22 protein-coding genes are annotated in these 26,831 nt (G+C 68.8%); 6 read left to right on the top strand and 16 right to left on the bottom strand.

The annotated features are described in order from the left end of the window. Window positions 1-555 (top strand): alpha/beta hydrolase (locus O3W51_RS48515; RefSeq protein ID WP_443048337.1); only part of this gene is annotated, 555 nt, incomplete at its 5' end. A gap of 388 nt (window positions 556-943) precedes the next feature. Beyond that, on the top strand, window positions 944-3,532 hold the full coding sequence (gene rph, locus O3W51_RS25945) for a rifamycin-inactivating phosphotransferase (protein WP_269287434.1): 2,589 nt from the start codon (window positions 944-946) through the stop codon (window positions 3,530-3,532). Between the two features lie 57 nt (window positions 3,533-3,589). Here rph and O3W51_RS25940 read toward each other — a convergent pair whose 3' ends face one another. Further along, on the bottom strand, window positions 3,590-4,081 hold the full coding sequence (locus tag O3W51_RS25940) for a pyridoxamine 5'-phosphate oxidase family protein (protein WP_138352437.1): 492 nt from the start codon (window positions 4,079-4,081) through the stop codon (window positions 3,590-3,592). A 194-nt stretch (window positions 4,082-4,275) separates the two neighbouring features. Continuing rightward, window positions 4,276-4,467 (bottom strand): hypothetical protein, encoded by a 192-nt coding sequence (locus O3W51_RS48930; RefSeq protein ID WP_381588688.1) that lies wholly within the window; start codon window positions 4,465-4,467, stop codon window positions 4,276-4,278. An 810-nt stretch (window positions 4,468-5,277) separates the two neighbouring features. Between O3W51_RS48930 and O3W51_RS25930 the strand changes: the two genes are divergently transcribed. Continuing rightward, on the top strand, window positions 5,278-6,351 hold the full coding sequence (locus O3W51_RS25930; RefSeq protein ID WP_187144704.1) for a PAS domain-containing protein: 1,074 nt from the start codon (window positions 5,278-5,280) through the stop codon (window positions 6,349-6,351). 7 nt (window positions 6,352-6,358) lie between these two features. Here the strand turns inward: O3W51_RS25930 and O3W51_RS25925 are convergent, their stop codons facing one another. From O3W51_RS25925 to O3W51_RS25895, 7 genes are all read right to left on the bottom strand, one after another. After that, window positions 6,359-7,624, bottom strand: a complete 1,266-nt coding sequence (locus tag O3W51_RS25925; RefSeq protein WP_138352439.1) for an MFS transporter — start codon at window positions 7,622-7,624, stop codon at window positions 6,359-6,361. 125 nt (window positions 7,625-7,749) lie between these two features. Further along, entirely contained in the window at window positions 7,750-9,699 is a 1,950-nt protein-coding gene (locus O3W51_RS25920) for a PEP/pyruvate-binding domain-containing protein (RefSeq protein ID WP_307811437.1), read from the bottom strand. 62 nt (window positions 9,700-9,761) lie between these two features. Continuing rightward, window positions 9,762-11,135 (bottom strand): ATP-grasp domain-containing protein, encoded by a 1,374-nt coding sequence (locus tag O3W51_RS25915; protein WP_269287433.1) that lies wholly within the window; start codon window positions 11,133-11,135, stop codon window positions 9,762-9,764. Between the two features lie 364 nt (window positions 11,136-11,499). Continuing rightward, a complete protein-coding gene (locus O3W51_RS25910; protein WP_138352441.1) occupies window positions 11,500-13,761 on the bottom strand; it encodes an ATP-binding cassette domain-containing protein in 2,262 nt (753 codons plus the stop codon). Window positions 13,762-13,877: 116 nt separating this feature from the next. After that, window positions 13,878-14,645, bottom strand: coding sequence for an ABC transporter permease (locus tag O3W51_RS25905; protein WP_138352442.1), 768 nt, complete (start codon window positions 14,643-14,645; stop codon window positions 13,878-13,880). Then, window positions 14,635-15,618 (bottom strand): ATP-binding cassette domain-containing protein, encoded by a 984-nt coding sequence (locus O3W51_RS25900; RefSeq protein ID WP_164606459.1) that lies wholly within the window; start codon window positions 15,616-15,618, stop codon window positions 14,635-14,637. The genes O3W51_RS25905 and O3W51_RS25900 overlap by 11 nt, the downstream gene beginning before the upstream one ends. A gap of 74 nt (window positions 15,619-15,692) precedes the next feature. Continuing rightward, window positions 15,693-16,562, bottom strand: coding sequence for a siderophore-interacting protein (locus O3W51_RS25895; protein WP_138352444.1), 870 nt, complete (start codon window positions 16,560-16,562; stop codon window positions 15,693-15,695). 113 nt (window positions 16,563-16,675) lie between these two features. Here O3W51_RS25895 and O3W51_RS25890 point away from each other — a divergent pair, with 113 nt between their 5' ends. The 3 genes from O3W51_RS25890 (at window position 16,676) to O3W51_RS25880 (ending at window position 18,721) form a co-directional block, all read left to right on the top strand. Continuing rightward, entirely contained in the window at window positions 16,676-17,515 is an 840-nt protein-coding gene (locus O3W51_RS25890; RefSeq protein WP_138352445.1) for a TetR/AcrR family transcriptional regulator, read from the top strand. A gap of 314 nt (window positions 17,516-17,829) precedes the next feature. Further along, a complete protein-coding gene (locus tag O3W51_RS25885; protein ID WP_232485274.1) occupies window positions 17,830-18,477 on the top strand; it encodes an LmbU family transcriptional regulator in 648 nt (215 codons plus the stop codon). A gap of 37 nt (window positions 18,478-18,514) precedes the next feature. Further along, the gene (locus O3W51_RS25880) at window positions 18,515-18,721 is read left to right on the top strand and encodes a ferredoxin (protein ID WP_138352446.1); all 207 of its coding nucleotides are present in this window, start codon (window positions 18,515-18,517) and stop codon (window positions 18,719-18,721) included. A 65-nt stretch (window positions 18,722-18,786) separates the two neighbouring features. Here the strand turns inward: O3W51_RS25880 and O3W51_RS25875 are convergent, their stop codons facing one another. The 7 genes from O3W51_RS25875 to O3W51_RS25845 all read right to left on the bottom strand — a co-directional run. Then, complete coding sequence (locus O3W51_RS25875) at window positions 18,787-20,079, bottom strand: cytochrome P450 family protein (RefSeq protein ID WP_232485275.1); 1,293 nt, start codon at window positions 20,077-20,079, stop codon at window positions 18,787-18,789. A gap of 26 nt (window positions 20,080-20,105) precedes the next feature. After that, a complete protein-coding gene (locus tag O3W51_RS25870) occupies window positions 20,106-21,146 on the bottom strand; it encodes a methyltransferase (protein WP_138352447.1) in 1,041 nt (346 codons plus the stop codon). 64 nt (window positions 21,147-21,210) lie between these two features. Beyond that, a complete protein-coding gene (gene kynU, locus O3W51_RS25865; protein ID WP_138352448.1) occupies window positions 21,211-22,473 on the bottom strand; it encodes a kynureninase in 1,263 nt (420 codons plus the stop codon). A 113-nt stretch (window positions 22,474-22,586) separates the two neighbouring features. Further along, the gene (locus O3W51_RS25860; RefSeq protein ID WP_138352449.1) at window positions 22,587-23,486 is read right to left on the bottom strand and encodes a tryptophan 2,3-dioxygenase; all 900 of its coding nucleotides are present in this window, start codon (window positions 23,484-23,486) and stop codon (window positions 22,587-22,589) included. After that, window positions 23,483-24,397: an alpha/beta hydrolase gene (locus tag O3W51_RS25855; RefSeq protein ID WP_269287432.1), complete on the bottom strand. Its 915-nt coding sequence runs from the start codon at window positions 24,395-24,397 to the stop codon at window positions 23,483-23,485. Before O3W51_RS25855 ends, O3W51_RS25860 begins: the two co-directional genes overlap by 4 nt. Before the next feature lie 39 nt (window positions 24,398-24,436). Beyond that, a complete protein-coding gene (locus O3W51_RS25850; protein WP_138352451.1) occupies window positions 24,437-25,069 on the bottom strand; it encodes a DUF6875 domain-containing protein in 633 nt (210 codons plus the stop codon). Between the two features lie 57 nt (window positions 25,070-25,126). Beyond that, a partial coding sequence (locus tag O3W51_RS25845) for an alpha/beta fold hydrolase (RefSeq protein WP_269287431.1) occupies window positions 25,127-26,831 on the bottom strand: 1,705 nt, incomplete at its 5' end.

Raw genomic sequence — 26,831 nt, 5'->3', positions numbered from 1 at the left:
GGAACACCGGCACCGGAACACCGGCACCGGAACACCGGCACCGGAACACCGGCACCGGAACACCGGCACCGGAACACCGGCACCGGAACACCGGCACCGGAACACCGGCACCGGAACACCGGCACCGGAACACCGGCACCGTACGCGACCGTGCGCGAGGCCGGGCTGTTCCTGAAGAGCTTCGGTTTGGATGGTGCCTTCCCCGCCGAGACCTTGAGCGCCACGGCCACCAACGGCCGCGTCGGCGCCTGGCCCGACCGCCGCCGTCATCCCCTGGTGGTGCTCTCCCCAGGGTTCGGCGTCTCGCGCTTCACCCTCACCGGCCTCGCCGAGGAACTCGCCGGCCGCGGATTCGTGGTCGCGGCAATGGACCACGCCTACGAGTCCGTCGGCACCGCTTTCTCCGGCGGCCGGATGCTGACCTGCATCGCGTGCGAGAGGGCCCGGAACGAACAGGACTTGGAGGCGGTCACCGCAGGGCGGGCCAAGGACGTGTCCTCTTGCAAAGGGTGTGAATTCGCTCGACACGTCGCGGGAGCACCCCCTCGACGATGAAACCTACGCAGAATGGACACCGGATCTCACAAGGATCGATGTCCCGTTCGTCTCAGTAGGCAACCGTCCCCCGAAGCTCCCGAGTACGAGGAGGGGGGCAGGCCGGCGACCACCCCTGACCAAGCTCTGGACGACGGTTCCATGGGACGGCAAAAGGCAAAGGCAAGGAGAACTCTCTCCTTGCCACTCTCAACTTATAGCGCACCGGGGGGCTTGCGGCAAGACCCCGGTGGTGCCGCAGAATCGTCGGCCGAGGCCACAACCTGCGGAAAGAGGAGCACCACGTGCGTGTGTTGTTGTCGCCAAGAGGCGCGACAGAGTTGGAGGCACCGGTGATTCGATCGGCCGCCGCAGTGCAACGGAACACGGCTGCCTCGGAGGTAACGCCATGACTGAGCAGTACGTATTGGACCTTCAAGAGGTCGACGAGACCCAGGTCGCGGTCGTCGGTGGCAAGGGCGCGCACCTGGGCGGGCTGTCGCGGATCGAAGGCATCCGCGTGCCGGGTGGCTTCTGCGTGACCACGGACGCGTTCCGGCGGATCATGGCGGAAGCGCTGTCGATCGACGACCAGCTCGACCAGTTGTCGCGTGTGAACCCGGACGACCGGGAGGCGATCCGCACCCTCAGCGCGCAGATCCGTCGGACCATCGAAGGGATTGCCATCCCGGGTGATCTCGCGGCGGCGATCACCCGCTCGCTCGCCCGGCTCGGCGAGCAGGCCGCCTACGCCGTCCGGTCCAGCGCGACGGCGGAGGACCTGCCGACAGCGTCCTTCGCCGGCCAGCAGGACACGTACCTGAACATCGTGGGGCCGACGGCGATCCTTCAGCACGTCAGCAGGTGCTGGGCCTCGCTGTTCACCGAACGGGCCGTGACCTACCGCCGGCGCAACGGCATCGACCACCGTACGGTCCACATGGCCGTGGTCGTGCAGCAGATGGCCTTCCCGCATGCGGCCGGTATCCTGTTCACCGCCGACCCCGTCACGGGCAACCGGAAGGTCGCCACCGTGGACGCCGGCTTCGGCCTCGGCGAGGCCCTGGTCTCCGGCCTGGTGAACCCGGACGTCTACACGGTGCGACACGGCGAAGTCATCGCCAAGGCGATCGGCGCCAAACAGCGTGCCATTTACGCCCTGCCCGCCGGCGGCACGCAGGAAGTGGCGATCGACTCGCAGCGGCAGGAGCAGCCGGCGCTGACGGATGCGCAGGTCGTGCTGCTCGGGCGGCGGATCGAAGCGCACTTCGGCCGCCCGCAGGACATCGAATGGTGTCTGGTCGACGACGGCTTCCAGATCGTTCAGAGCCGGCCGATCACGACGCTGTTCCCCATCCCCGAGTCGGGCGACCAGGAGAATCACGTCTACGTCTCCGTCGGTCACCAGCAGATGATGACCGACCCCATGAAGCCCCTGGGGTTCTCCATGTGGCAGCTGACGGCCATGGTGCCGATGCACGAGGCCGGCGGGAGGCTGTTCGTCGACGTCACCCGGCGCCTGGCCTCGCCCGCGAGCCGCGCCGGCCTCCTGGACATCATGGGGAAGGGCGATCCGCTGGTCAGGGACGCTCTGGAGACCGTTCTCGACCGCGACGGCTTCGTCCCGTCGCTCCCGGACGCAGGTCCCGGCGGCCCGCAGGCCGGCAGCCCGCCCGCCCCGATCGAGACCGATCCGGCCATCGTCACCGAGCTGATCGAGCGCAGCCGGCTGTCCATCGCCGCCCTGGAGCGCGCCATCCGGACGAAGACCGGACAGGCGCTGTTCGACTTCCTGCTGGAGGCCTTCGAGGAGCACAAGCGAGTCCTCAGCGACCCATTGAGCCTGCAGGTGATCATGGCGGGGATGGAGTCCACCTGGTGGCTCAACGACAAGCTGCAGGAGTGGCTGGGCGAGAAGAACGCGGCTGACACGCTCACGCTGTCCGCCCCCGACAACGTCACGTCGGAGATGGGACTGGCGCTGCTCGACGTGGCGGACGTGATCCGCCCGTATCCGGAGGTGGTGACGTTCCTGCAGGGCGTCGAGGACGAGGGCTTCCTGGACGAGCTGGCGAAGGTCGCGGGCGGGACCGAGGCGCGTGACGCCATCGAGGCCTACCTCGACCGGTACGGCATGCGCTGCGTCGGCGAGATCGACATCACGAGGCCACGTTGGCGCGAGCGCCCCACCACGCTCGTGCCCGTGATCCTCGACAACGTCAGGATCTTCGAGCCGGGCGCCGCCGAGCGGCGTTTCGAGGAAGGGCGGCAGAAGGCGCTGAAGAAGGAGCAGGACGTCCTGTCACGCCTGCGGGCCCTGCCGGACGGCGACCGGAAAGCCGACGAGACCAAGCGGATGATCGACCGGGTCCGAACCTTCATCGGGTACCGGGAGTACCCGAAGTACGGCATCATCAGCCGCTACTTCGTCTACAAGCAGGCCCTGCTGGCGGAGGCCGAGCGTCTTGTGCAGGCTGACGTGCTCCCTGCCAAGGAGGACATCTTCTACCTCACGTTCCAGGAGTTTCACGACGTCGTGCGCTCTCACCAGGTGGATGACCAGTTCATCCAGGAGCGCAAGGACGCGTTCCGCTCGTATCACGCGCTCACACCGCCCCGGGTGCTCACCTCGGACGGTGAGGCCGTCACCGGGGCGTACCGACGTGACGACGCGCCGGCCGGCGCCCTGATCGGCCTGCCGGTTTCCGCTGGGACTATTGAGGGACGGGCCCGCGTCATCCTTGACATGGCGGAGGCCGATCTCGAAGCGGGCGACATCCTGGTCACCGCCTTCACGGACCCCAGCTGGTCGCCGCTGTTCGTCGGCATCGCGGGCCTGGTGACGGAGGTGGGTGGCCTGATGACCCATGGCGCCGTGATCGCCCGTGAGTACGGCTTGCCGGCCATCGTCGGCGTGGAGCAGGCCACCCGGCTGATCAAGGACGGGCAGCGGATCCGCGTGCACGGAACCGACGGGTACATCGAGATCCTGTCGTGACCTGTCAGGCCGATCGGGCCGACTAGACCGACCAGACCGGGAGGCGCCGGAGCGAGGTCAGTGCTTCCGTACGACGCGCTCCGGCGTGCCCGGCTTCCAGATCGTGACGTCCATGTGGCCGCCGCCGACCTCTACCGCTGACGCGGCGGTCACATCGGCCGCGTAGAAGTGGTCGAAGTCGCGCCCCCGGAGATCGAGTCCGGTGTCTTCGAACAGGTCGGTGGCGAACCGCTGATGCAGCGCCTTGTCCTGGACGTCGACGACGACGCCCCACAACTTCGCGTCACCGTCCTTGACCTCGGCGTCGACCGTTGCCGTGTGCAGGCAGAAGCGCGGGTCGCGGCCCAGGTCCCGGAATTTGGTGGTGTCCGGCATGCCCACGATCCACAGCTGGTCTTCGAACACTCTCGGTTCGATCGGACTGATCCGCGGGAATCCGTCCGAGCGGAGAGTGGCAAGGAGGCACAGGTTGCCTGTGGCGGCATGACGGCGGGTGAAGATGCCGGCGATCCGCGGCGCGCCCTCGGTGAACTCTTTCCAGGTCGTCATGGTTGTGACGCTACGACAACGCGGGCCTGAGCGGCAGGCAACACGCGACCTCGGCCCCCGGGCCCACCCCGGTCAGAGGCGTGTTGCTACGCGGATCAGGTCGGCGACTGCGCGAAGTCGGCTCTGTGACGGCCAAGCGATCACCGTTGTCACCGGCGGAGCGTCCATGACCGGTACGGCGGCGAGATCCCGGCTCAGGTCGGTGCCGGCGGACTCGGGTCGCCGGCGGCGCCGGATTTGACGGCGAGGACGAGGCTGGGTCGCGGTTGCGCGGCCTGCTGGGTACGCCGCTCCGCCGCGGCTACCGCGCTGAGGATGGCGCGCCCCTCGGAGAGCAGCACCGCTCCCGCTTCGGTGAGGGTGACCTTGCGGCTGGTGCGCTCCAACAGCGTGACCCCGAGCTTGTCGCTCGAGCCGGGTGATCGCGCGGGACAGGGGCTGCTCGTCAACAGTGCGGGTACCACCGACGGTTGTACCGCCTCGGCACTGCCCGACAGGGCACGGACAGCCGGCAGCGAGCTGCGCAGCTCGGCCAGCGCCGTTCGTCCTTTTCCACGCGGTCACCTCAACGGCGACCAAGCCACGCTGCTACCCGCCTGCACCGCACCCATCTTCGTCGCGAGCCCGGGTCCTTCGGGCCATCGAACCGCCCGTCCTCCGGCCGTGGTGCGCCTGACTGCATTGCTGGGATCCATTCCGTCCCTACAAGCTCCCAACGTAGGTCCTGCGTGTCCACCCACCAGAGTTCGGGATACCCGTGCCCTCGCTATCAGTTCACTATCGGAACCGTTCTCACCGGGCGCCAGGAAGCCTGGCTGAGAAGGGACCTCCAAGGGCCGCTGGAAAGCCGTGGAGCTTGCCAGGAAGGTAATTTTCGCGCGTAGCGTCAACCGATCCGAGAGGTGTATCGCTCATGAGATCTCATCTGAAGCAGAGGCGTGGACTGCTGGAGAGGCGCGATGCCGGTGTCGAGCGTACTTCACCAGGTGCGCTCGACACCGGCACGTCGACGGGGTGGTGTGCCGAGCTGACGAATCGTGCATCGCCGGCGCTGGCCCGTCAGGGGGCTGATCGTCGATCATGGTCTGTGTGGTGGGGAACTAGGCACGTTCGACGATGGGCCGCTGCACTCGATACGCCGGCGCCGATTACCAGCCGATGACCACGGGATCCGATGAAGAATGGGGGAGTTGGGTATGTACGCAGAAGCGGATGACGGGCGGGCCCTGCGGGAGCCCGGCAATTGGGAGGCGTCGGCCCGGAAGCCGCCGGTGCAGCAGGACCGTTCGGAATTTGCGCGGTGGTTCGAGGCGATTGCCGTGTTCGCGCCGGCGCCGGCGTTCATCCGGGACGGGCAGGGCCGGTATTTGTGGGTCAACGCCGCCTACGCGCACCTTTACTGCAGGGAGCCCGACGATGTCGTCGGGAGGGCCGTCGAGGAGATCGACACACCCGCCGACGCGGCCATGTTCCGCGCGCTCGACCGCGAGGTGCTCCTGTCCGGCAGGCCCGTCCGTCATACCCTTTCCTTCCGGCATCCCGACGGGTTACCCCGCCAGGTGACCGGGCACCGCTTCGTGCTCGACGTCGGCTGCGGTCCGCGTGTGGGCGGCATCTATGTCGACCTCACCGACCACACCCGGGTCCTGGAGGACAAGACCGTCGCCGACGAGGAACTGCACGCGTTGCGGGAGCGTACGGGGCTCGCCGTCGTGACACTGGACCTGAGCGGCCGGGTGCGGAGAGTCAGTGGCGGCGCCGCCCAACTGCTGGGGAGCGGCCGCAGCGCCCTGGAGGGAAGCTGGGCCGCCGAGCATCTGGACGGTGGTCTCGATGACGGCACGGTGCGGCGCGTATGGGCGGACCTCGTCGCGGGACGGACCTCCCGGTACAGCGGCTCGGTGGTCTGCCGTACGGCCTCCGGCGGCAACAGGGTGCTGCGGACCGACCTGGCGGTGGTCAGGAGGCAAGGAGCGCCCGACCACATCGCAGCCGTTCTGACCGCGCTGAGCGCCGAGTTCCGCGGAAGGCCGCGTCTGAGTCCGGTGCAGTTGCGCGTGCTCACGTTGATGGCCGGCGGCCGCCCGAACACGGTCATAGCCTCCGACCTCGGACTGTCGCGGCAAGCGCTGGACTACCATCTGCGGCGACTGCGCGGTGTGCTGGACGCCGCTTCCCGTCCGGCGATGGTGGCTCGCGCCTACGCTCTGGGCATTCTCGACGCCACCGCCTGGCCGCCGCGGGCCGCCGACGCCCTCTCCCGGCATTGACCAGGTCTCAGGCCTCCTCGGGAGCTGGACGGACCCGGTCACGACGGACGAGCCACAGGACGACGCTGACGACCAGAAGCAGCAGGCACGTTCCCACGGCCGCGTGCACCAGGAGGGCGTCGAGGCGGTCGGCCGCGAGGTAGGCGCCGACGGCCAGCGCGACCAGAGCGCACACCCCGCGGTCGATGATGGACTCCAACGACAGGAGCGTTGCGCGGTAAGGGGTCTGCGGGATCGCCGCGTTGATCAGGTTCCGCTGGACCGGGTAGGCGAGACCGGTCGCCGCCGCGAAGACACACAGCCATCCGACGGTGGCCATGGCCCCGGCCATGGTGGTGGCGGCCAGGGACAGGGCCATCACGAGGCTCAGGACGGTGACGATGACCGTGTCCGACAGCTTGCCGCGGACCCAGCCCGGCCGTGCCGAACCGACGGCCTCGGCCACGGTCATGGCGGACAGCACCGCGCCGTGGTCGGCGACCGGAATGGCCTTGTCGAGGAGTAGCGGCTGGAAGAGGTTGACCTGGCAGATGCGGGCCAGCGTGAAGATGGCGACGCCCTGCACCATCAAGGGTCCCAGAGATCGCGAGTTCTTGAGCAAGGTCAGTGCCTGGCGGGCGGAGCTGAGGAGGCCGGCGCGCTCAGCGTGCGGGCGCTGTGCCTCGTGGTCCGCGGCGAGGGCGGGGAGTGCGCCGGCGCAGGCCAGCGAACCGAGTGTGCAGGCGGCTGTCAGCAGGTAGGGGGCTTGGTGCTGGAGGTGCATCAGGACGCCGACCAGCGGCCAGCAGGCGATTTTCGCCCACAGTCCGAGGGACCTCGCGGTGCCCTCCGCCTGGACGTAGTGCTCGCCGGCACCGTTGGCGTGCAGGTACTCGTACAGGTAGGCGCTGGAGGCTCCGGACACCAGGGACCGGGCGGCGGCGATGGCCAGAAAGTGCAGCAGGAAGCCCGAGAAGGAGGGCCAGGCCACCGGGACCAGGTTGGCGGCGGTCATCACCGCCGCTCCCAGTTGCAGGCAGCGTCGCTGTCCGATGCGGTCCGCGAGGAGACCGGTGGGTATTTCCAGCAGGCAGAACGCCACGTAGTAGATGCTCTGGATGCCGAAGATCTGGCTGTCCGACAGCCCCGCCTGCCTCTGGTACTCGTAGAAGACCGGCATCCACCACAGCAGGTTGAACAGCAGTTGGAAGCCGTTGTTCAGGCGGATCACGCGCAGGACGTTCTTGCGCAGGGGGGCGCGGCGCTTCGCACGCGCGAGCAGGGAAACAGGCATGGGTGACCTTCGTCGATGAGCGGGACGGTGCGAGGGGCCGGCTTCCCCGAGAGTGCGCGGGCGACCACGGGGGACGGGCCCCACCACACCGGAAGTCCTGTGGTGGTGGGGCCTGCCGGGCGGTGTCAGGCGCTGTAGGGCCTCAGCTGGAGGATGTGGAGCCGGCCACCGGGTGCGAGGAGCCATTCGATGTCGAGCGGCACCGCGAAGGTGTAGTCGGTGGCGAAGTGGGACTGGAGCAGGCGGCCGGCCAGCGCGAGCTCGCCGAGGTGGTCCTGCGTGTGCGGGTCCAGGTCCTCGGAGGCCGCACCGAGCGAGATGGTACGGCCGCCGCCCTCCACGGTGTTGTAGAGGTACTGCAGGGGCAGCGTGGTGCCGTCGACGATGTCGGAGGTGGAGCCGTGCGCGCAGTTCAGGTAGACGTTGCGGAAGTCGGCCCTGTTGGTCGGGTTGCAGGTGACCATCACGCCTCCGAGCGGGGATGCCTCGTACCGCTGGACGATCACGCCCATGTACGTGTCGTCGAGGGAGATGCCTGCCTGGTGGCGCAGCCGCACGCTACGGGGGGACAGCAGGGACGCCCACACGTGGCGGATGGCGTCCAGGAGTCCGGGGAGATCGGTGACCTTGGTGTGCGACTCGTAGATGCCCGCGGCGGAAAAGCCCGGCAGGTCTTCGGCGTTGGAGGAGGAGCGCACAGCGAAGCGGCTCGTTCCAGCCAGGTGCTTGACCAGATGCGTGTCGAGCGCGCTGACCAGGTCCTCGGGCACCGGCAGGGTGCGCACCAGGTGCTGCAACTGGACGCAGGCGGTGTCCACGGCGTCCATGGCATCCAGTTCCAGGGCCATCTTCAGCTTGCCGATGCTCTGCTGCACCGCAGGCGAGGAGTCCAGAAATCGCTGCTGGACGGCGAAGGGGACGGCTATCCCCTCCGGTGCGCTGACGCGCCGGGCCAGGAACGCACCGGCGGCCTCGGCCAGATCGGCGTGCTCGGGCGTCTGCAGGCGGCCCGCCAGGTGGCCGAGCAGGTCGGGCCTGGGCGGGCGCGGTACGGAGTAGTAGCCGGTCAGCCGGGCCGAGCCGTGGCGCAGCACATGGTGCAGCTCGCCGAGGTTGGCCGCCTTGGTGCCGTAGCTGCGCCGGTCGTGGGAGCGGAGTTCACTCAGCGGCACGATGGGGACGTCGGCGACCTGGGGGGCGTCGAGCCTGATGCGCTGGGTGTGCCACGTCGGTTCGTTGAGGTCGGACGGCTGCTCGGCGCGTTCGACGACAGCGGTGTCGGCCAGCACCTCGTAGCGGATCCAGGCGCCGTCGAGGTCCTCGGCGGCGATCCGGTCCAGGACACCGCGCACGATGGCGTTGGGGATGCCCCAGCCGGCCGCCAGCATGTTGGTGTGCGACAGGGGGGTCGTGGGCGAGCCGTTGATCAGGCCGGCGAGCCGCGGGATGTCGTCCGGGACCACCGGCATGGCGACGATGTCGTACCACGTGAGTCCGGGGCGGGCGGCGAGGTACTCCTCGGTGGAGGTGAAGGCCCGCAGCCGGCCGACGGCCGAGCCGAGGGTGAGCGGTACGAAGGGGGCGGCCGCGAAGAGCTCGTGGCCCTGGGTGCGCGGCAGCACGGTCTCGGGCACGGAGGTGAGAGCGTTCGCCTGGCCGTGGTTGGCCGGCTTGATCAGCAGCGCCAGCGCGCTGTCGAGCTGCTCGCGGACGAAGGAGTAGAACTCGGTGAGCAGCGTCGCGCCCATGGTGTCGGCCTCGGTCGTCTCCAGCACCAGGAACGGCTGTGACTGGTCCTCGGGCCCGCCGAAGTGCAGGGACAGGACACCGAGCAGGAACCGGCGCTCCGGGTCCTGGTAGACGCTGTGGTTGAAACTGTCGAGCTCGGAGTCGAGTTCCTCCAGGGTCAGCGCCTGGATCTCGGTGGCGATGTAGTTGACGTGGAAGGAGTGCACGGCGCTGTCGAGGATGTGCCACACACCCTGTTGCCGGTCCACGACGACCTTGACGTAAGGGTGGCCGCCGAGGACGCCGCACAGCTGCTCGAACAGGGGCAGGGTGAGCACACTGCCCACGACTGCTCCCTGGTGAGCCGTGGTCGGTGCGCCCGTCCCGGGCACGGGAGTGCCGGAGTTCGTCATGAGGTACTCCGCGAGGTCGGACAGGTGGCGGCGAGCTCGTGGGGAAGGGATTCGACGATGCGTCCGCAGTCGGCGAGCAGTGCGGGGCCGGAATCGGCTGCGACAAAGCACAGGGCGGCCATGGAGTTGGCTCCTCCGGCCTCCTCGTAGGCAGGCATGACCGTGCCGGGCGGGAGACTGAGCTCGCGGACGAGCTCGATCCGGGACCCGCCACTGAGCAGGGAGGACCAGTCCACCGCGGTGAAGTCCCAGCGCGGAAGGTGCTGCCACGGCTCGCCCGCGGTGTCGGCGGCGAGGATGACCAGCGAGCCCGCGGCGCCCGAGCCCTCGGTCAGCATCCGCGACGGGTATACGACCTTCTCACCGAGCAACTGGCGCACCAGCATGCCGATCATGTCCAGGCTGAAAACGGTCTCCACCTGGCAGGTGGTCATCACGCCGCCGAACCGGGCCGCGGTCTCGATCAGCCACATCGCGCCGTCCGCACCGAGCTTGATCTCGGTGTGCGTGGCGCAGGTGCCGAGTCCGAGCGCGTCGACCGCGGCTCGGGACACGTCCTCGATGCGACGTTGCAGCGCCTCGGGCAGTGCGGCCGGGGTGATGCTGGCGCGTTCGGTGAAGGGCGGGATGGTCGGCATGCGTCCGGTGATGCACAAAGGGTGGTAGGTACCGTCGGCGACGATTCCCTCCACGCTGACGTAGTCCCCCCAGCCGGGTCCGTCGAACCAGTCGGTCGCGTCTCCGATGACGATCTCTTCGAGGAGGAAGTCGCTCACGCCCTCGTCCGCTGAGTGCAGTTCCGCGTAACCCTCCTCGGACGACGCCTCCATGACGGAGCGTCCGATCCGCCAGCCGCGCTCCGCCTCCTGTTCGTTCCGCACCGTGAGGTGAGCTGTGGAGCCCGCGCTCCACGCCGCCTTGAGGAGCAGCGGCGGCTTCAGCGATTCGAAGGCGAGGGCGATGTCGCCGGACGAGTGGATCTCGGCGAAGCCCGGAACGGGAACCCCGGCGTCGTGCCAGATCTGCCGCATCAGCCGCTTGTCCCGGGCGGCCAGCACCTGCTCGCCCGCACCGGCCAGACCGAGCTGCAGGCAGGCGTGCGCGACGGCCACCACCGCGTATTCCGAGAGTGTCAGCACGGCGGCGGCCTCGACGCGAGTGGCGTGGGCGCAGATCAGGTTCACCAACTCCGCACCCTCCTGCGGCTGCACGCGGGTGACCGAGGCACACCAGGGCTGCCACGCCATCTCGGTGGACTGCGGCAGTGGTGCGAGCGCCAGTACATGCACGTCGCCGTGTGCGGCGATCTTCGGGAGGGCGTATTCCAGAGGCGGTCCGCCCTTGGCGTAGATGAACAGGATCGGGTTCACGGCACTCCTGGTGTCGGGCGGGGCGCTGCGCGCACCGCTGCGGTTTCGTCCGGTCGTCGTCGGCATGGCATTGCCTTGAACGGGCCGTCAGTAACCAAAACATGACAGAACGCGATGTGTGGACACTTGTGCGGTCATTCGATTAGGCGTCCGCCAAACAACCAGGAGTGAGCGAGTCGTCGCTGAGTGGGAATCAGCCATCGCGAGAACGGGCGGCCGAAGAGGGGAGCCGAGCCGATCGGGGGAGTGCAGCCCGCTTCGCGGGGGCGTCAGGCGTCGTAGGAGTGGCCGTGCCGGCCGAGGAAACGGCTACTCCCCGGGCGTAGCCGCCAGGGGAGTCGCCGTGTGGCGGCGTGCGGACACGTCATGTGCCCGCGAGGTCCCGGCGAAGAAATTCGGCGGTATGGGAGTTCTCGGCCTTCAGGAGGTCCGAGGGCGTTCCTTCGAACAGGATCCGGCCGCCGCCGCTGCCTCCTTCGGGGCCCAGGTCGATGATCCGGTCGGCACTTTTGATGACGTCGATGTTGTGCTCGATGACGATCACGGTGTTGCCCTGGTCGACGAGGCGCTCGATGATGCCGAGGAGTCGCTGGGTGTCGGACATGTGCAGACCGGTGGTGGGCTCGTCCAGGACGTAGACGCTGCCGACCCGGTGCAGGTCGGCCGCGAGCTTGAGACGTTGGCACTCGCCGCCGGACAGGGTGCTGAGCGGCTGGCCGAGGCGGAGGTAGTCCAGGCCCACCTCGGTCAGCGCGTGCAGGACCTGGCGGAGCTTGGGTTCCGTGAAGAACTCCGCCGCCTCGGCCGCTGTCATCTCCAGTACGTCGCTGATCGACCGGCCGCGCAGCCGGTAGCCGAGGACGTCGTCGGAGAAGCGGCGGCCCTGGCAGACCTCGCAGACGGACTTCAGCGTCTCCATGAACGCCAGGTCGGTGTAGAGCATGCCGAGCCCCTGACAGTTCTCACAGGCGCCTTTGGAGTTGGCGCTGAACAGGGAGGCACTGACGCCGTTGGCCTTGGCGAACAACTTGCGGATGGTGTCCAGCAGCCCCGTGTAGGTGGCCGTGTTGGACCGCCGGCTGCCCGTCACCGCGGACTGGTCGATGACGATGGCATCCGGATACCGGCTCAGGAACTCGTCATTGACCAGTGAGCTCTTTCCCGACCCGGCCACGCCGGTGACCACGGTCAGGACGCCGGTGGGAAAGTCGACCGTGACGTCCTTGAGGTTGTGGCCGCTCGCGTTGCGGACAGTGAGGGTCCCGGTGGGCTGCCGGGGCTCGGACCGCAGGGGAAGAGCGTGCCGGAGGTGGCGGCCGGTGAGGGTGTCAGCGTCGGCGAGGCCGGCGAAGGTCCCCTCGAAGACGACTTCGCCGCCCAGCGTTCCGGCCTGGGGTCCCATGTCCACCACATGGTCGGCGATGGCCATGATGTCGGGGTCGTGCTCGACCACCAGCACGGTGTTGCCCTTGTCCCGTAGTTTGACCAGGAGTTCCTTGAGCCGGTGGACGTCCCGGGCGTGCAGGCCGACGCTGGGTTCGTCGAAGACGTACATCATTCCGGTCAGGCTGCTGGACAGATGACGGACCATCTTGATGCGCTGCGACTCCCCGCCCGACAGCGTGCGGGTCTCCCGGTCCAGGCTCAGATAGCCGAGACCGATGTCGACCAGGTGGCGGAGGCGGGAGGTCAGGTCGTTCAGGACGGGCTTCACGTGGGGCAGGTCCCATGCCGCCAGGACCGCCGCGAGATGTTCGGTCTCCATCGCGGTGAGGTCCGCGATGTGGTGGCCGGCGATGCGGGTGGCGCGAACGGCGGGGGCGAGGCGCGTGCCGTCGCAGGCGGTGCAGGCAGCCGAGCGGGTGAACCGCTGGAACACCTGGCGGCCGCGCTCCGACATGTCCTCCTTCTTGATGTACAGCCTGGTGAACTTGTCGGCGATGCCTTCGTACTTGACGTTCAGGGTGTTGCCCTGCCAATTGAGACGGATTTTGTGCGGTGTCTCGCCGTGCAGCAGGTGCTGCCACTCGTGATCGGTGAAGTCGGCCAGCGGGGTGTCGCCGTTGAAGAGGCCGGACTCCACGTAGCTCAGCCAGTACCAGCTGTCAGGGGAGAAGTCCGGGTGCAGCAGGGCGCCTTGGTTGAGGGACTTGGTGCGGTCGACGAAGGCGTCGAGGTCGAGCTCGACGATCGTGCCCAGGCCTTCGCAGACCGGGCACATGCCTGCGGGGTTGTTGAAGGAGAAGGCGCTCGGCGGAAGGCCGGTCGGCTCTCCCGCACGGGAGAACAGCAGTCGGAGCAGCGGGTGGGTGTCGGTGATGGTGCCCACGGTGGAGCGCGGGTTGCCGCCGAGGCGATTCTGGCCGATGACGATCGCGGCGGAGATGTTCTCGATGGCGTCCATGTCCGGGCGGCCCTGGTCGGGCAGGAAGTTGCGGACGAAGCTGGTGAAGGTCTCGTTGAGCTGGCGCTGTGCCTCGGCCGCGATGGTGTCGAACACCAGGGAGGACTTGCCCGAGCCGGAGACACCGGTGAAGACCGTCAGTTGGTTCTTCGGGATCGCTACCGAGACGTTCTTGAGGTTGTTCTCCCTCGCACCGGTCACCTTGATGGCCTCGGTACTCACATGCGCTCCTCGGGGTGGTACGGGTGAGGCTCCGGAGGGAACCTCGGGTGGTGGTCGGGGGAGGGGGTGTCATCGGCCGGGCGGGTCGGTCCGCGGCCCGCCCGGCCGACGGTTCGTCAGGCGTTCTCCTTTTGGAACGTGCGGGTGCCCCAGACCAGCGCCAACACGGTCATGAGCAACAGGATCAGGCAACCGGTGAGCAGCCCAGTCGCCTGCAGGTCACCTCGGAACGCTGCACGTTCGGCATCGACGATGTGGGTCAGGGGATTGATCCGCGCCAGGTTGTAGAGCCAGGCGGGGGCCAGTTCCCTGGTGACCGGCAGCAGCACGCCGGACAGCAGCAGGAGCGGCAGCAGCACCATGTTCATCAGCGAGGGAAACGCGGCCTCGCTCTTGAGGATCAGCGCGAGCGCGTACGACCCCGAGGAGAGCGTGATGGCCAGCACCGCGGCGATCAGCAGGCTCAGCAGCATGCCGGAGACGGGGGCGTTCAGGTCGAAGACCAGCAGGGTGACGACCACGATCAGGGCGGACTGTGCTGTGGCCTGGGCGGCTTGGGCCAGTACCTTGCCGAACAGCAGGGCGGACCGGCTGGCCGGGGTGCCCCGGAAGCGGTCGACCACGCCGACCCGGTACTCGGTGAGCAGTCCGACTCCGGCGAACGAGCCGCTGAACAACGCCGTCTGCACGATGAGCGCCGGCGTGAGGACCGTCCAGGCGTCGTCGGAGGGGAAGCCGGGGGTGTTGCGGACCACGGTCACCATGAGTGGCCCGAAGAGGAACAGGTACAGCAGCGGCTGCATGATTCCGATGAGGAGCCAGGTGGGATTGCGCAGCGACAGTTTCATGTCCCTGGTGAAGATGAGTCCGGTGTCATGCAGCATGGGTGGCCTCCAGGGCCGGTGGTGCGGCCTCGTCGTCGCGCAGACAGCGACCGGTCAGGCTGAGGAACACGTCGTCGAGGGTGGGGCGGTTGACCTTGACCGAGGTCATGGTGATGCCCTGCCGGTCCAGAACGCGCAGCAGTTCGGGCAGGGCGGCGTCGCCGTGCGGGACCCGGAGCCGCACGGTGTCGTCGGTGATGGTGACTTCGTGGGCGCCCGGCAGCTGCTGGGCGGCGTCGGCGGCCTCGGTGGGCCGGTCGGACACCTCGATGGTGATCGTGTCGCCGGCTACGCGGGCCTTGAGTTCGTCCGGGGTGCCCTGCGCGACGATCGTTCCGTGGTCGGTCACGAGGATCCGGTCGCACAGGGCGTCGGCCTCGTCGAGGTAGTGGGTGGTGAGGAAGACGGTCATGCCCTGCTCGGCGCGCATCCGGCGGACGTGGTCCCAGAGGTTGGCCCGGCTCTGCGGATCCAGTCCGGTGGTGGGCTCGTCCAGGAAGACGAGGGCCGGTTCGTGCACCAGGCCCAGGGCGATGTCGAGCCGCCGCCGCTGGCCTCCGGAGAGCGTCTTGGCTGGACGTTGGTCCAAGCCGGCGAGGTCGAGTTGCTCGGCCAGCAGTGCTCCGCGGCGTCTGGCCTCCGATCGCGACAGTCCGTACAGCCGGGCTTGCAGCTCGATCTCCTCGCCGACCCGGGACTCCGGCCAGGTGGAGCCGCCCTGGGCCACATAGCCGATCCTGCGGCGCACTCCCTGAGGGTCCGTCAGCAGATCGCAGCCGCCCACGGTCGCGGTCCCGCCGGTGGGGCGCAGCAGCGTGGTCAGCATCCGCAGGGTCGTGGTCTTGCCTGCTCCGTTGGGCCCGAGGAACCCGACGAGTTCGCCTGCGGCCACATCGAAGTCAATGCCCTTGACCGCGTCGACGGTTCGCCCCCGCAGGGCGAACTGCCGGGCAAGACCTCGCACGGTGATCATGGGATCTCCCTCGTGTGCGGACGGCTCCTGGCTCGGACCACGTAAGGGCCCGACCGTGTACTCCTCGCTGTGGCTCATTCCGCGGTCGCCTCGGCCAGCCGCTCCTGCGCCTCGGCCATGTCCTGCTCGGTCGGCGCGTCGTCCTGGGTCAGCTTGAACCGCCAGTAGCCGCTGAAGGCGATCGACCGCTTGTCCAGTCCGCGATCGTCAACGAGGTGACGGCGGAGTGCCCGGACGGTGCCCGACTCGCCGGCCAGCCAGACGAAGGGGCGGCCCGGGGCGAACTCGGCCTTGCCTACGGTGTCGAACAGGACGTCGCTCTGTCCGGCGGCGGTTCCGTTGCGGAACACCCAGTTGACGCTGACGTCGCCGTTGGTCTCGAAGCTCTGGCGCTCGGTGTGGTCGGCGACTTCGATGTAGGCATGGGCGCGGGCTCCCTCGGGCAGCGCCTCCAGCAGGGTGCCGATCGCGGGCAGGGCGGTCTCGTCACCGATCAGCAGGAGCCAGTCGGAGTTCGCGATCGAGTCGTCGATCGAGACCGGCAGCGCGTAGACGGCCGAGGGGCCGACCATGCCGAGCTGATCGCCCGGCTGGGCGGAGGCGGCCCAGCGGGTCGCGGGGCCGGTCTCGCCGTGGAGGACGAAGTCGATCTCGATCGTGTTGGTGCCCGGTACGCGACGGCGGACGGTGAAGCTGCGCATCGTCGGACGTTCGTCCTCCGGAATGGCCAGAAACGCGTAGTACCAGCTCGTGGCGTCTCCTCCCTCTTCCGGGAGGATGGGCACCCGCTGGCCGGGGAGGGGGAAGCAGAGCTTCACCTGCTGGTCCGGTGTCCGGCCGACGGAGGCGTCGAGCTGGTCGGCGTCGAAGGTCACGCGGGCCATGTGCGGTGTGACGCGGGTGATGTCGGTGACCTGGATGAGAGATACAGGGAGTTCTGCCATTGGAAACCTTCCATGGACGTCGGCCATCCCGGGGCAGCCCGTGCCGACGTGATATCTTTACGCTGTAAAGAGATGCGTGGAAGAGGTTACTTTATGCGGTAAGGAGTTGCAAGGTGGTTGTTTTTTCCGGACAGGGCGACGCTCGCCGTTCGATGGCCCTGCTCTGGCGCACGGCCGGTTCCAAGGAGGCCAGGACGGCGCCCGGGCCCAAGCCCGGTCTCGACGTCGACACGATCGTGGCGGCGGGTATCGCCGTGGCCGACGAGCAGGGCATGGCCGACCTGTCGATGCGGGCGGTGGGCGTGTGGCTCGGGCGGAGCGCGATGGCGCTCTACACCTATGTGCCGAGCAAGAACGAACTGATCGACCTCATGCACGACCGTGTGCTGGCCGAGCTGCCCACCGCGTACGAGACCGGCGGTGGATGGCGCCCCGCGGTCGTCTCCTGGGCCGACGACGTCTGGGCGTTCTACCTGCGCCACCCGTGGGTCCTGCAGGTCTCCCAGGCCAGGCCCGTACTCGGCCCCGGCGAGTACACGCAGTTGGAGACGGTGGTGCGGATCCTCGACGGGATCGGGCTGGAGCCGTTGAAGGTCCGTCGTGTCATCTCCGTGCTCTTCCAGTTCGTTCGCGGGATGGCCCGGGTCGCAGCGGAGCTTCAGCAGGCGGGGCCGGCGACCGGCGTGTCCGACGAGGAGTGGTGGTCCGTCCGGTCCGCGCTGCTCATGGAGGCTGCTCCGGACTTCGCCCAGCGCTTTCCGGCCGTGGCGGCCTTGGAGTCGGGCGCCGCCCCCGTCGCCGTCGAGGAAGGGAGCGGCGACACCGCGCCCTATCTGGACCATGAGGCCAAGGAGGCCTTCCGGGTGGGCCTGGACCTGATCCTCGACGGCATCGACGCGGCGGTCCTGTCCACCTCGGCCGGCTCCAACCGCCCCACCTCGTCAGCTCCTTGACGGACGGACGGACGGACGGGCGGACGGTCCGGGCGGGCGGGGTGCTGCGCCGCCGCGTGGAGGCGTGAAGGCAGCAGTACCCCCCGCCCCGGGCGGCTGACTCCTATCGCGCTCACCTATAGGCGATTTTAGGACGGTCTTGATCGCTGGGAGCCCAGGAACGCAACCGGATCGGTCATATGCCGACCGGAAATGATTGTTGACTGATTCTTGAAGGTTGACCTACGGTTTTTTGGGCCGCTACATATCACGACCCCCGGCCGCATACGACTGGTACGAGATTTGGCAGTGCCTCAATTCCAGGGGAGCACCACATGGAGCACATCACCAAGGAAAACCAGCGGATCATGCCATCAACGGCCAGGCACACCACGGGTGGTAGGACAGTGCGCCCCCGGAACGCCGGACCGGAGCGCATCCTGACCACCCGGGTCGGCCTGCAGCTCCCAGCCAGACTCACTTACGACCGCTGGGAGAAGGCCGGACAGCGCATCTTCCAGATCGCCGACTCCTCCGCCTGGTGCCTGGGGGACTGGTTGGTGTACGGCCAGGAACAGTACGCCGACCGCTACCAGGCCGGCGCGGAGGCTGCCGGCCTCGACTACCAGACACTGCGCAACTACGCCTGGGTGGCGCGGCATTTCGAGCTCGGGCGACGGCGCGAGGCTCTCAGCTTCGGCCACCATGCCGAGGTCGCTTCCCTCCCGCCCGCGGAGGCGGATGTGTGGCTCGACCGGGCGGAGCAGCACAGTTGGTCCAGGAATCAGCTCAGAGCCACCCTGCGCGAGAGCCGTCAGGGCAACCGGGCGGCCACACCCCAACGTGACCACATCCCCCGGATCAGCGCCTCCGGTGACCGCGTGGAGCTCTGGCGCGAGGCCGCGTCCAAGGCTGAACGGGACTTCGAGGACTGGATAGTCGCGGCGCTCGACCGCGCCGCCGCGCACGGGCTGGATCACTGAAGGACCTTTGACTGCCCACCACCGGAGAGTCACGCTCATGCTGATCGGCATTGACCACAATACGTGTATCGGCTCGGGGCAGTGCGTCCTGACGGCGCCTGACCTGTTCACCCAGGATGACGACGGGTACTCCCGGCTCGTACCCGGAGGTACTGAGGTAGCGACGCGGCGGCAGGCGGCGGAGGCCGCCCTGTCGTGTCCTGTACGGGCCATCGCCGTGGCGGACGAGCCGTCCGCCAACTGAGCGGGACAGCGGAGTGATGGGGTCGCCCGGCACCGGTCGGCCCCCTCACCCCGCGACCGGCCGGCTCAGGCCCGCAGCCGAAGGCGCAGCGAGTTCAGCCGCCAGCTGCCGGGGAGCAGCGCGCGGTCCCACCCCGCGTCACCGTCGGCCGGCGCCAGATCAGGGTAGTGCTCCAGCAGCTTGGCGAAGGCCGCCTCGCCCTCCTGCCGGGCCAGCGTGGCACCCAGGCAGTAGTGGATACCGTGACCGAACCCCACGTGGTTCTCGGCCTGTCCGTCCTGGTGGCGCGTGACGTCCAGCCGGTCCGGGTCCGGGTACTGGCGCGGGTCGAAGTTGGCGGACACCAGCACCAGTTGGACCGCGTCGCCACGAGCAATGCGCGTCCCGGAGATCTCCAGCTCCTCGGCGGCGTAGCGCAGCCGTGCCACCTGCACCGAACCGCACCAGCGCATCAGCTCGTGGACCGCGCGCGGAATCAGCGACGGGTCCTTGCGCAGTTGCTCGAGCTGGTCGCGGTGGGTGAGCAGTGCCGCGGTGCCGTTGCCGATCAGATGCGCGCTCGTCTCGTGCCCGGCCAGCACCAGGGTCACGATCATGGTGACCATCTCGATGTCGCTGAGCCGGCTGCCGTCGTCGTCCTGGGCCCGGATCAGCGCGCTCAGCAGATCGTCCCCCAGCGCGGCGCGGCGCTGCTCGATCAGTGCATGGCAGTAGTCGATCATGACCGGGAACGAGTGCTGCAGCCGTTCGGGCCGCATCGACACCAGATCGCCTCCCCACACCCGCCACCGTTCGAGATCGATCGTCGGGATGCCGACCAGCTCACAGATCACGGTGATCGACAGTGGATACGCGAAATGCTCCAGGAAGTCGACCGCACCGTCCTGTTCATGGTCCGGGAGCTCGGCGAGCAGCCGGTCGGCGATCCGCTCGATGTCCGGCCGCAGGTCGAGGATGCGGCGAGCCGCGAAAGCCCGGGTGACCAGGCGCCGCAGTCTGGGGTGGTCCGGCGGGTCGCTGTCCAGGATGGAGCCGAGCAGATAGGCCCGCAGATGTTCGGGGACGTTGAGCAGGTCCATCATGCTCTCGCGTGGATCCGTGCCGCCCTCGCCCGGAACGTGGGAGGGCGTGTTGAGGAATCGGGGGTCGCGCAGCACGGCGCGGACGTCGTCGAAGCGGGTCACGAACCACACCGGGGTGCCGTCGACGAACCGGCCGCGGACCACCGGGCTCTGCTCGCGCATCCGCCCGTACCCGCTGAACGGGTCCGCGAGCAGGTCCGGGTCCATCATGTGCGGGCCGACGGGGCACGTCGCGCCCCCGCCGGTCGACGAGGTGCCGTGGGTAGTGAGGGACATGGTCGGCTCCGGTTCTCGCTGGGGCGTCACTTGACCGCGCTGATCACGCCGTGCGGGGTCCACCGGCCGCCTGGGAGCCGCTCGGCCTTCGCGAATCCGGCCGCGGCGAACCACTCCTCGTACTGGCCCCAGCGATAGATGGTGCTGCTCGCGGCGGGCAGGGTCGCGAAGTAGACGTTGTCGAGCGCCGCGTACAGGGGTCCGTCGCCGCTGTCGTCGGACATGGCGTTGAACACCAGCACCCGTCCGCCGTCCGGCAGGGCCGCGTAGGCCTTGCCCAGCAGGCGCACGTTCTGCTCCGGCGACCAGATCACCAGCTGGTTGGCGAACAACACGCAGTCGTGCCCTGCGGGGTAGGCGTCGGCGAAGATGTCGGCCTCGCGTACGGAGATCCGGTCGCTCAGGCCGTGCTCGGCTACCTTGCGGCGGGCGATCTCCACGGTCCCCGGCAGGTCGAGGACGGTGAACTCGACCCCCGGATTCGCCTGTGCGAGGGCGATGGCGTTCACACCGTCGCCGCCGCCGACGTCGAGTACCCGGCGCACTCCGGTCAGGTCGGCCTTCTCGAGCAGGATGGGGTTCGACAGCCGGGACCAGGACCGCATGCAGCGGTAGAACAGCTGCTCCAGGTCCGGATCGGCCGACAGCCGGTGGTACAGGTCGGTGCCGGTTCCCTTGACCCGCCGCAGGCCGATGTTGGTATTGGCGCGCAGTGAGTCCGTGAAGTCGACTTCGGCGGGGCGCACGATCCGCTCCTCGTACTCGATGAGGTCCTCGATGATGTCCCACGTTCCGTCCGCGAACATGCCGCTCAGGACATCGGCGTTGCGGTAGAGGTCGTCCTGGCGGGTCGTCAGCTGCAGCGCGGTGGTGCCCAGGAGCAGGATCTGGGTCGGGCGGTCCGCCAGACCGAGCTCTTCCCCGATCTCCTGCGCCGTCAGCCCCGGCTTCTGGTGGAGGAGCGGGAACAGGCCCAGGTTGCGGCCGGCGTTGAGCATCTGGAAGGCCGACGAACCGAAGAGGATCTGGACCAGACCATCGGTGGTGAGCGGGGACGGGTCTGACATGGCTACTCCGTATCGGATGAGGTGGAGGGGTTCGGGGGCGAGGCGCTGGGCATCGACCGGGATGTCATGTCACTCGGGCCAGACCGGCAGGCCGGGACAGATAGGTCCGCCGTTCGGCGACCTCGCGGAGGCGGTCCATCGCGTCCCAGATCTCGGTGTACCGGGTGTAGAGCGGGGACGGTCCGAGCCGCAGCCGGTCCGGGGTCCGGTAGTCGCTGATGACCTTCGCGTCCGCAGCGAGCGTCTGGCAGATCCGCCAGGCGTCCGGGTGGTGCAGCGACACATGTGAACCGCGCTGCTCCGCCGCGGTAGGTGAGGCCGGTCTGAATCCCAGCGGGGTCAGCCAGGCAGCTGCCAGATCGGCGACCAGCTGGCTCAGGAGCAGGCCCTTGGCCCGGATCTGAGCCACACCGGCCTGCTCGACAAGGGTGAGACCCGGGTCGATTGCCGCCAGCGACAGCAGCGGTGGTGTGCTCACCAAGAACCGCTCGATGCCGGGTACGGGGTCGTAGGAGGGGCCCATCCGGAACTGATCCCGCTGTCCGAACCAGCCCCAGATCGGCTGCCGTAGCTGGGTCTGTACCTCACGTCGCACATAGAGGTAGGCGGGTGAGCCCGGTCCGCCGTTGAGGTACTTGTACGTGCAGCCGACGGCGAGCTCCGCGCCGGTCGCCGCCAGTTCCACGGGAACGGCTCCGGCCGCGTGCGACAGGTCCCACAGGACCCGGGTGCCGACCGAGCGGGCCAGCTCGTTCACCCTCGCCATGTCCAGCAGCGCGCCGCTGCGGTACGACACCAGCGAGAGCACCACCAGCGCGACGTCCTGGTCCAGGGCGGAGCGCAACCGGTCGAGGTCGATGCCGCCGTCGAGGTCGGAGGGGACATGGTGCAGGCGCAGCCCGCGCTGCGCGGCCAGGCCCTGCAGGACGTACCGGTTGGTCGGGAAGTCTTCGGCGTCCATCAGGACGGTACCGCGCCCCGGCGCGGCCTCCAGCGCGGCGCCGGCCAGCTTGTACAGGTTGACCGACGTGGAGTCGGAGACCACCACCTCACCGGAGCGGGCCCCGAGCACGTGCTCGGCGAGACGGTCACCGAGCCGGCTGCCCCAGTCGATCCAGTCCTGCCAGGAACGCACCAGCCCCTCGCCCCAGCCCTGCTCCACCACCGCGCGCAGGTGGTCCGGGGTGGCCGTGGGCATTCTGCCCAGCGAGTTGCCGTCCAGATAGATCAGCTCCGGGTCGGCGATGACGAACCGCTCACGAAACGCGGCCAGGGGATCGGCCGCGTCCAGCTCCTCGGCCGCCGCGCGAGGGATGCCGCCTTCCATTGCTGCTCCTTGTCTGTCGTGTGGCTGGGCAGGTTGTGGCTGGGCAGGTCGTGTCCTGCGGGATCCTTCGCTGTGCCGCTCGCGGGTGCCGAACGCCTGATGCCGCGCGTCGGTCAGAGCGTCGAGCGCACCGCCCACAGTTCCGGGAAGAAGCGGTGCTCGCTGATCCGGGCCAGCCAGGACACGCCGTCGGTGCCGCCGGTGCCCGGTTTGGCGCCCAGCATCCGTTGCACGGTCACCAGGTGGGTGTAGCGCCAGCGGGCGAACTGGTCAGCGGTGTCCATGAGTGCCTCGGCGAGCAGATGCAGGTCACGGTGACGGATCGGATCCTGGTACACCGCCCGCCAGGCCGCCTCGACCTCCTCGCCGGCCCGATACGGCTGCGCGGCGTCACGGGCCGGGACGTCGTCCCCAGCCAGCAGCCCACGGCGGGCCAGCAGCGCGAGCGCCTCGTCGTACAGACTCGGCTCGTGCAGTTGATTCAGCACCTCGTGGTAGGTGACCGAGCCGCGGTGCGGCTCCACCATCCCCGGGTTCTTGTTGCCGAGCAGGAACTCCAACCGCCGGTAGCCGGCCGACTGGAAACCGGACGCGGAACCGAGGACGTCCCGGAACTCGGCGAACTCCACGGGCGACAGTACGGAGAACGTCTCCCAGGACACCAGAAGGACCTGCTGCACCCGGGCCGATCGGCGCAGTGTCCACAGCGCGTCGTCGAGCTGGTCCTTGCGCAACTGGTCACGCGACGTGCTGAATTCTGTGTGCAGCAGCTTGAACAGCAGCTCCTTGACCTGGCTCATGATGATGAAGCCCGGCTCGGTGTCCGCCGTGCTGAGCGGATGCTGCAGCGCAAGCAACGCATCCATCTGCGCGTAGTGCGCGTATGCGGTGCTGCCCGGAGGTGACGCGTCCGACGGCTGAACCGTCGGCGCGGCCACCGTGGCGTCCTTCGGGTGCGCTGGTGCGCCGCCGGTGAACGGGCACCCGGTGCCGGCGCTCTGCTCGGCGGTCATGTCGTGCTCCCTTCCAGTCCCATCTGCGCGAGGACGGCGCTCCCGAGCCGTGACGTGCGGACCCCCAGGTCGTAGGGAAGGTCGAAGTGATTGCGCCGGTCCGCGACGACCTCCGTCACCGCTGTCCGGGGCCGCAGCGCCCCCACCATCCGTTCGTGCTGCCGGATGTACTCCTCGGTCTCGTTGCCGCCGCGGGCGACCACGACCTTGGCCGGCCGCGCCGGCAGCAGAAGCAGCGGGCTGTTGCGCAGCGCCGCGGCCTCGTCCAGGCGCAGCGCCTCATTGACGTAGGACAGCCGGACGGGTTCGAGGTCGTAGATGCCGCTCAGCAGGACCGCTCCGGCGATCCGGCCGGACACGTCCGGGCCGTCGAACGGATCAGGCAGCAGCGCCATCGCGGCCAGCTGGGCGCCGGCCGAGGTCCCGCACAGGTGGAGGCGGTCCGGGGCGAATCCGAGTCCGTCCGCGTGCCGCAGCAGCCAGTCCACGCTGCGGCGCACCATCCCCGCCATCGTGTCGAGCCCGACATCAGGCGCCAGCCCGTACTCGACCACGGCGACCGCCGCGCCCGCCGCGAGCAGTGGCGGTGCCGGGAAGGCCGAATCGGCCCGGCCGAGCGCCTGCCAGTTCCCGCCGTGCACGAAGACCAGCAGGGGCGGGCGTCCCGTACCCGTACCCGTACCCGTACCCGTACTCGTGCTCGTGCTCGTGCCGGGAAAGTAGTCGAGCGTCTCGGCGGGATGCGGTCCGTAGGCGAGACCGGTGAGCACTGGATGGTCGTGGCGGGCAGCTTCGCTCAGCCGCCGGTACTCGTCCAGATAGGCCGGCAGACTGCGCACGCGGGAGCTCGGCGAGTACTGCCGGTCCAGCGTGGCCCGATTCATGCCCCGGTACACGACGACGCCGGTCATCGCCGCCACCCCGTCAGCTGTGATGCGTTGCCCATCCGCTCAGCCCCGCAGACCGTGGACGGCGGAGGCGTGCTCGTACACCTTGGTCAAGAGCGGGTCGACGCCGTGTGCCGAATTCCGGTAGCGGATCCCGAAACGGCGTGCATACTCCTCGAACCAGTCTCTGCGATCGGCCAGGAACAGCACGTCGTGGATGGCCATCGAGCGGATCGCCACCATCGGCACCGGGGCCCAACTGACCTCGAATGCCGGGTTGCGGGCCGCCTTCTCACGGCACTTCTCGTGGAACTGCCCGAGCATCAGCCCGCGGCGCACGCTCTCGGGCTTCAGCGCGCTGTGCGCGGCGTCCAGCAGGTGCAGGTGCTCGGGCGGCAGGTCCGGCAGTACGAGGAGGAGTGAGCGAAGGTTCGGATTGCCCGCCTTCCAGCCGACCTCGCTGAACTCGTCGAGACCGCAGCGGACGATCTCGTCGATGAGCGCCTGGCTCGGGGTGAGTCCGACGAGTCTGACTCTGATCTCCAGTGCGTCGGCGTCCTGGGCCGGGGCGACGAACGGGCACACCGGACCGGATCGCCCGAGTTCGCTGTGCGGTTGCCGGATGTAGCCGCTGAGCCAGCCCTCAACGGCCTCCAACGTTTTGTCCAGGTCGACAGAGAGCACGTCGGTCAACATCGAAATCAGTCCTCGCAGACAGTGAGTGGAAGGAACCTCAAGTGCGGCCGGCGGGCGTCACTCGTCACCGGCGATGTCGTGGAGCTTGGCCGACAGGATCTGACCGATCTGGGCCAGCGTGCCCGGGCGGGTGAGCATGGTTCCATGCTCACCGGACACCACATGGGCCTCGACCGTGCCGCGGATGTGGGGCTGCCAGGCCTCGGCGGTGACGGGCGGGTCCTGCTGTTCCGAGCAGGCGATCAGCACCAGGTCGCCATCGATCGGTCCAGGCTGGTAATCGACGGTCAGGTGCGTGTTGTTCGCCGAGATCTCGGTGATCGTCGCAAGCCGGTCCTCCTCCAGATTTGCCAGGACGCTTCCCTGACGGCGCAGGATCTCCCGCGCCGTGGCGAAGGTCATCTCCTCGCCGCTGTCGCGATGGCTGCCGTCGTCGACCAGGCCGACGTGGTACAGGAGCATCACCCGGTCGTCGGGGGCAGGAACGTCGGCATGCGTCAGCCCTTGCCAGTTCGGGATGACATCGAGCACGGCGACCAGCGCCACCCGCTCACCGCGCCGCTGGAACTCAGCGGCCACCGCGTGGGCGCACAGCCCGCCGAACGACCAGCCGGCCAGATGGTACGGACCGTGCGGCTGCACCGACTGGATCTGGTCGGCGTAGTCCACCGCCATCTCCTCGATGCTGTCCGGCCGGGGCTCCGGGCGGGCCAGGCTGCGCGCCTGGATGCCGTAGAGCGGGTACTGCGGGTCGAGGTGCTTGATCAGAGCGCTGTAGGACCAGCTGATACCGCCCCCGGGGTGGATGCAGAACAACGGCGGCCGGCTGCCCCGGGTGCGCAGCGGCAGCACCACCTCGTACGAGCCGTCCGGATCGTCCACATCCAGCCGTGCCGCGATCTTCCCCGGGGTGGGCGCCTCGAACAGGCTCCGCAGCCCCAGCTCGACGCCGAACGCGCTGCGCAGTCGGGCGATCAGCCGAGTGGCCAGTAGTGAGTGTCCACCCAGCTCGAAGAAGTCCTCGTCCACGCCGACCACACTTCGGCCGAGGGTCTCCGCGAACAGCTCGCAGACGACCTGCTCCTGCGGAGTGCCGGGAGCGCGGCCGATGTCGGCGCGCTCGGGGTCGAGGGCCACCAGGGCGGCTCGGTCGAGCTTGCCGTTGGCGGTCAGCGGCAGGCGATCGAGAGGGACGATGGCGGTGGGCTGCATGTAGTCGGGGAGGTGTTGGCGGGTGTGTTCGCGGAGGGCGGTGAGGAGGGCGGCGGTGCCGCGGTGGGTGGCCGGGTTGATGACCCAGGTGGAGAGGGGGGTGCCGGCGTCGGCGCCACCCGCCGGTGCGTAGGTGCCGATGGGAGCGGCGTCGCCCAGCACTCGGCGGTTGACGTACGTGATCTCGACGGCGCCGGCGTCGTGGCTGCTCCACGTGATCGCGGTCCAGTATCCCAGTTCCTCGCCGAGGTGGTGGAACGCCTCCAGGTCGACGTTCGCCGTATGCGGGGCGGCCGGAGGTGCGCCGGCCTCCAGGGCCTTCTGGACGGCGAGATCGTCGGCGATGCGTGTGTTGGGGACGCTCGTCACCCGGAGCTGCTCGGGCCGCTCGTTGCGCAGCCGCTCAGCGAGGGTGTCGATGTCCTGGTCCCAGGGTTGGTGGGGGGTGTGGGTGAGGGGGTGGGGGGTGATGCCGGTTTTGTAGAGGGTGGCGTCGTAGCGGTAGCGGGGGAGGGCGGTGTGTGCGGTGCCGCGTGTGAGTGGGATGTCG

This window comes from Streptomyces sp. H39-C1 (assembly GCF_027158125.1).
GTDB classification, from domain to species: domain Bacteria; phylum Actinomycetota; class Actinomycetes; order Streptomycetales; family Streptomycetaceae; genus Actinacidiphila; species Actinacidiphila fildesensis.
The sequence above is the reverse complement of the archived record's forward strand: the minus strand, read 5'-3'. Positions and strand labels throughout refer to the sequence as shown.

Excerpts from the sequence above, each read along its gene's own strand:
- rph (WP_269287434.1), top strand. The coding sequence starts at position 944 with ATGACTGAGCAGTACGTATTGGACCTTCAAGAGGTCGACGAGACCCAG.
- O3W51_RS25940 (WP_138352437.1), bottom strand. The coding sequence starts at position 4,081 with ATGACGACCTGGAAAGAGTTCACCGAGGGCGCGCCGCGGATCGCCGGC.
- O3W51_RS25930 (WP_187144704.1), top strand. The coding sequence starts at position 5,278 with ATGTACGCAGAAGCGGATGACGGGCGGGCCCTGCGGGAGCCCGGCAAT.
- O3W51_RS25925 (WP_138352439.1), bottom strand. The coding sequence starts at position 7,624 with ATGCCTGTTTCCCTGCTCGCGCGTGCGAAGCGCCGCGCCCCCCTGCGC.
- O3W51_RS25905 (WP_138352442.1), bottom strand. The coding sequence starts at position 14,645 with ATGCTGCATGACACCGGACTCATCTTCACCAGGGACATGAAACTGTCG.
- O3W51_RS25900 (WP_164606459.1), bottom strand. The coding sequence starts at position 15,618 with ATGATCACCGTGCGAGGTCTTGCCCGGCAGTTCGCCCTGCGGGGGCGA.
- O3W51_RS25895 (WP_138352444.1), bottom strand. The coding sequence starts at position 16,562 with ATGGCAGAACTCCCTGTATCTCTCATCCAGGTCACCGACATCACCCGC.
- O3W51_RS25885 (WP_232485274.1), top strand. The coding sequence starts at position 17,830 with ATGGAGCACATCACCAAGGAAAACCAGCGGATCATGCCATCAACGGCC.
- O3W51_RS25880 (WP_138352446.1), top strand. The coding sequence starts at position 18,515 with ATGCTGATCGGCATTGACCACAATACGTGTATCGGCTCGGGGCAGTGC.
- O3W51_RS25875 (WP_232485275.1), bottom strand. The coding sequence starts at position 20,079 with ATGTCCCTCACTACCCACGGCACCTCGTCGACCGGCGGGGGCGCGACG.
- O3W51_RS25870 (WP_138352447.1), bottom strand. The coding sequence starts at position 21,146 with ATGTCAGACCCGTCCCCGCTCACCACCGATGGTCTGGTCCAGATCCTC.
- kynU (WP_138352448.1), bottom strand. The coding sequence starts at position 22,473 with ATGGAAGGCGGCATCCCTCGCGCGGCGGCCGAGGAGCTGGACGCGGCC.
- O3W51_RS25860 (WP_138352449.1), bottom strand. The coding sequence starts at position 23,486 with ATGACCGCCGAGCAGAGCGCCGGCACCGGGTGCCCGTTCACCGGCGGC.
- O3W51_RS25855 (WP_269287432.1), bottom strand. The coding sequence starts at position 24,397 with ATGACCGGCGTCGTCGTGTACCGGGGCATGAATCGGGCCACGCTGGAC.
- O3W51_RS25850 (WP_138352451.1), bottom strand. The coding sequence starts at position 25,069 with ATGTTGACCGACGTGCTCTCTGTCGACCTGGACAAAACGTTGGAGGCC.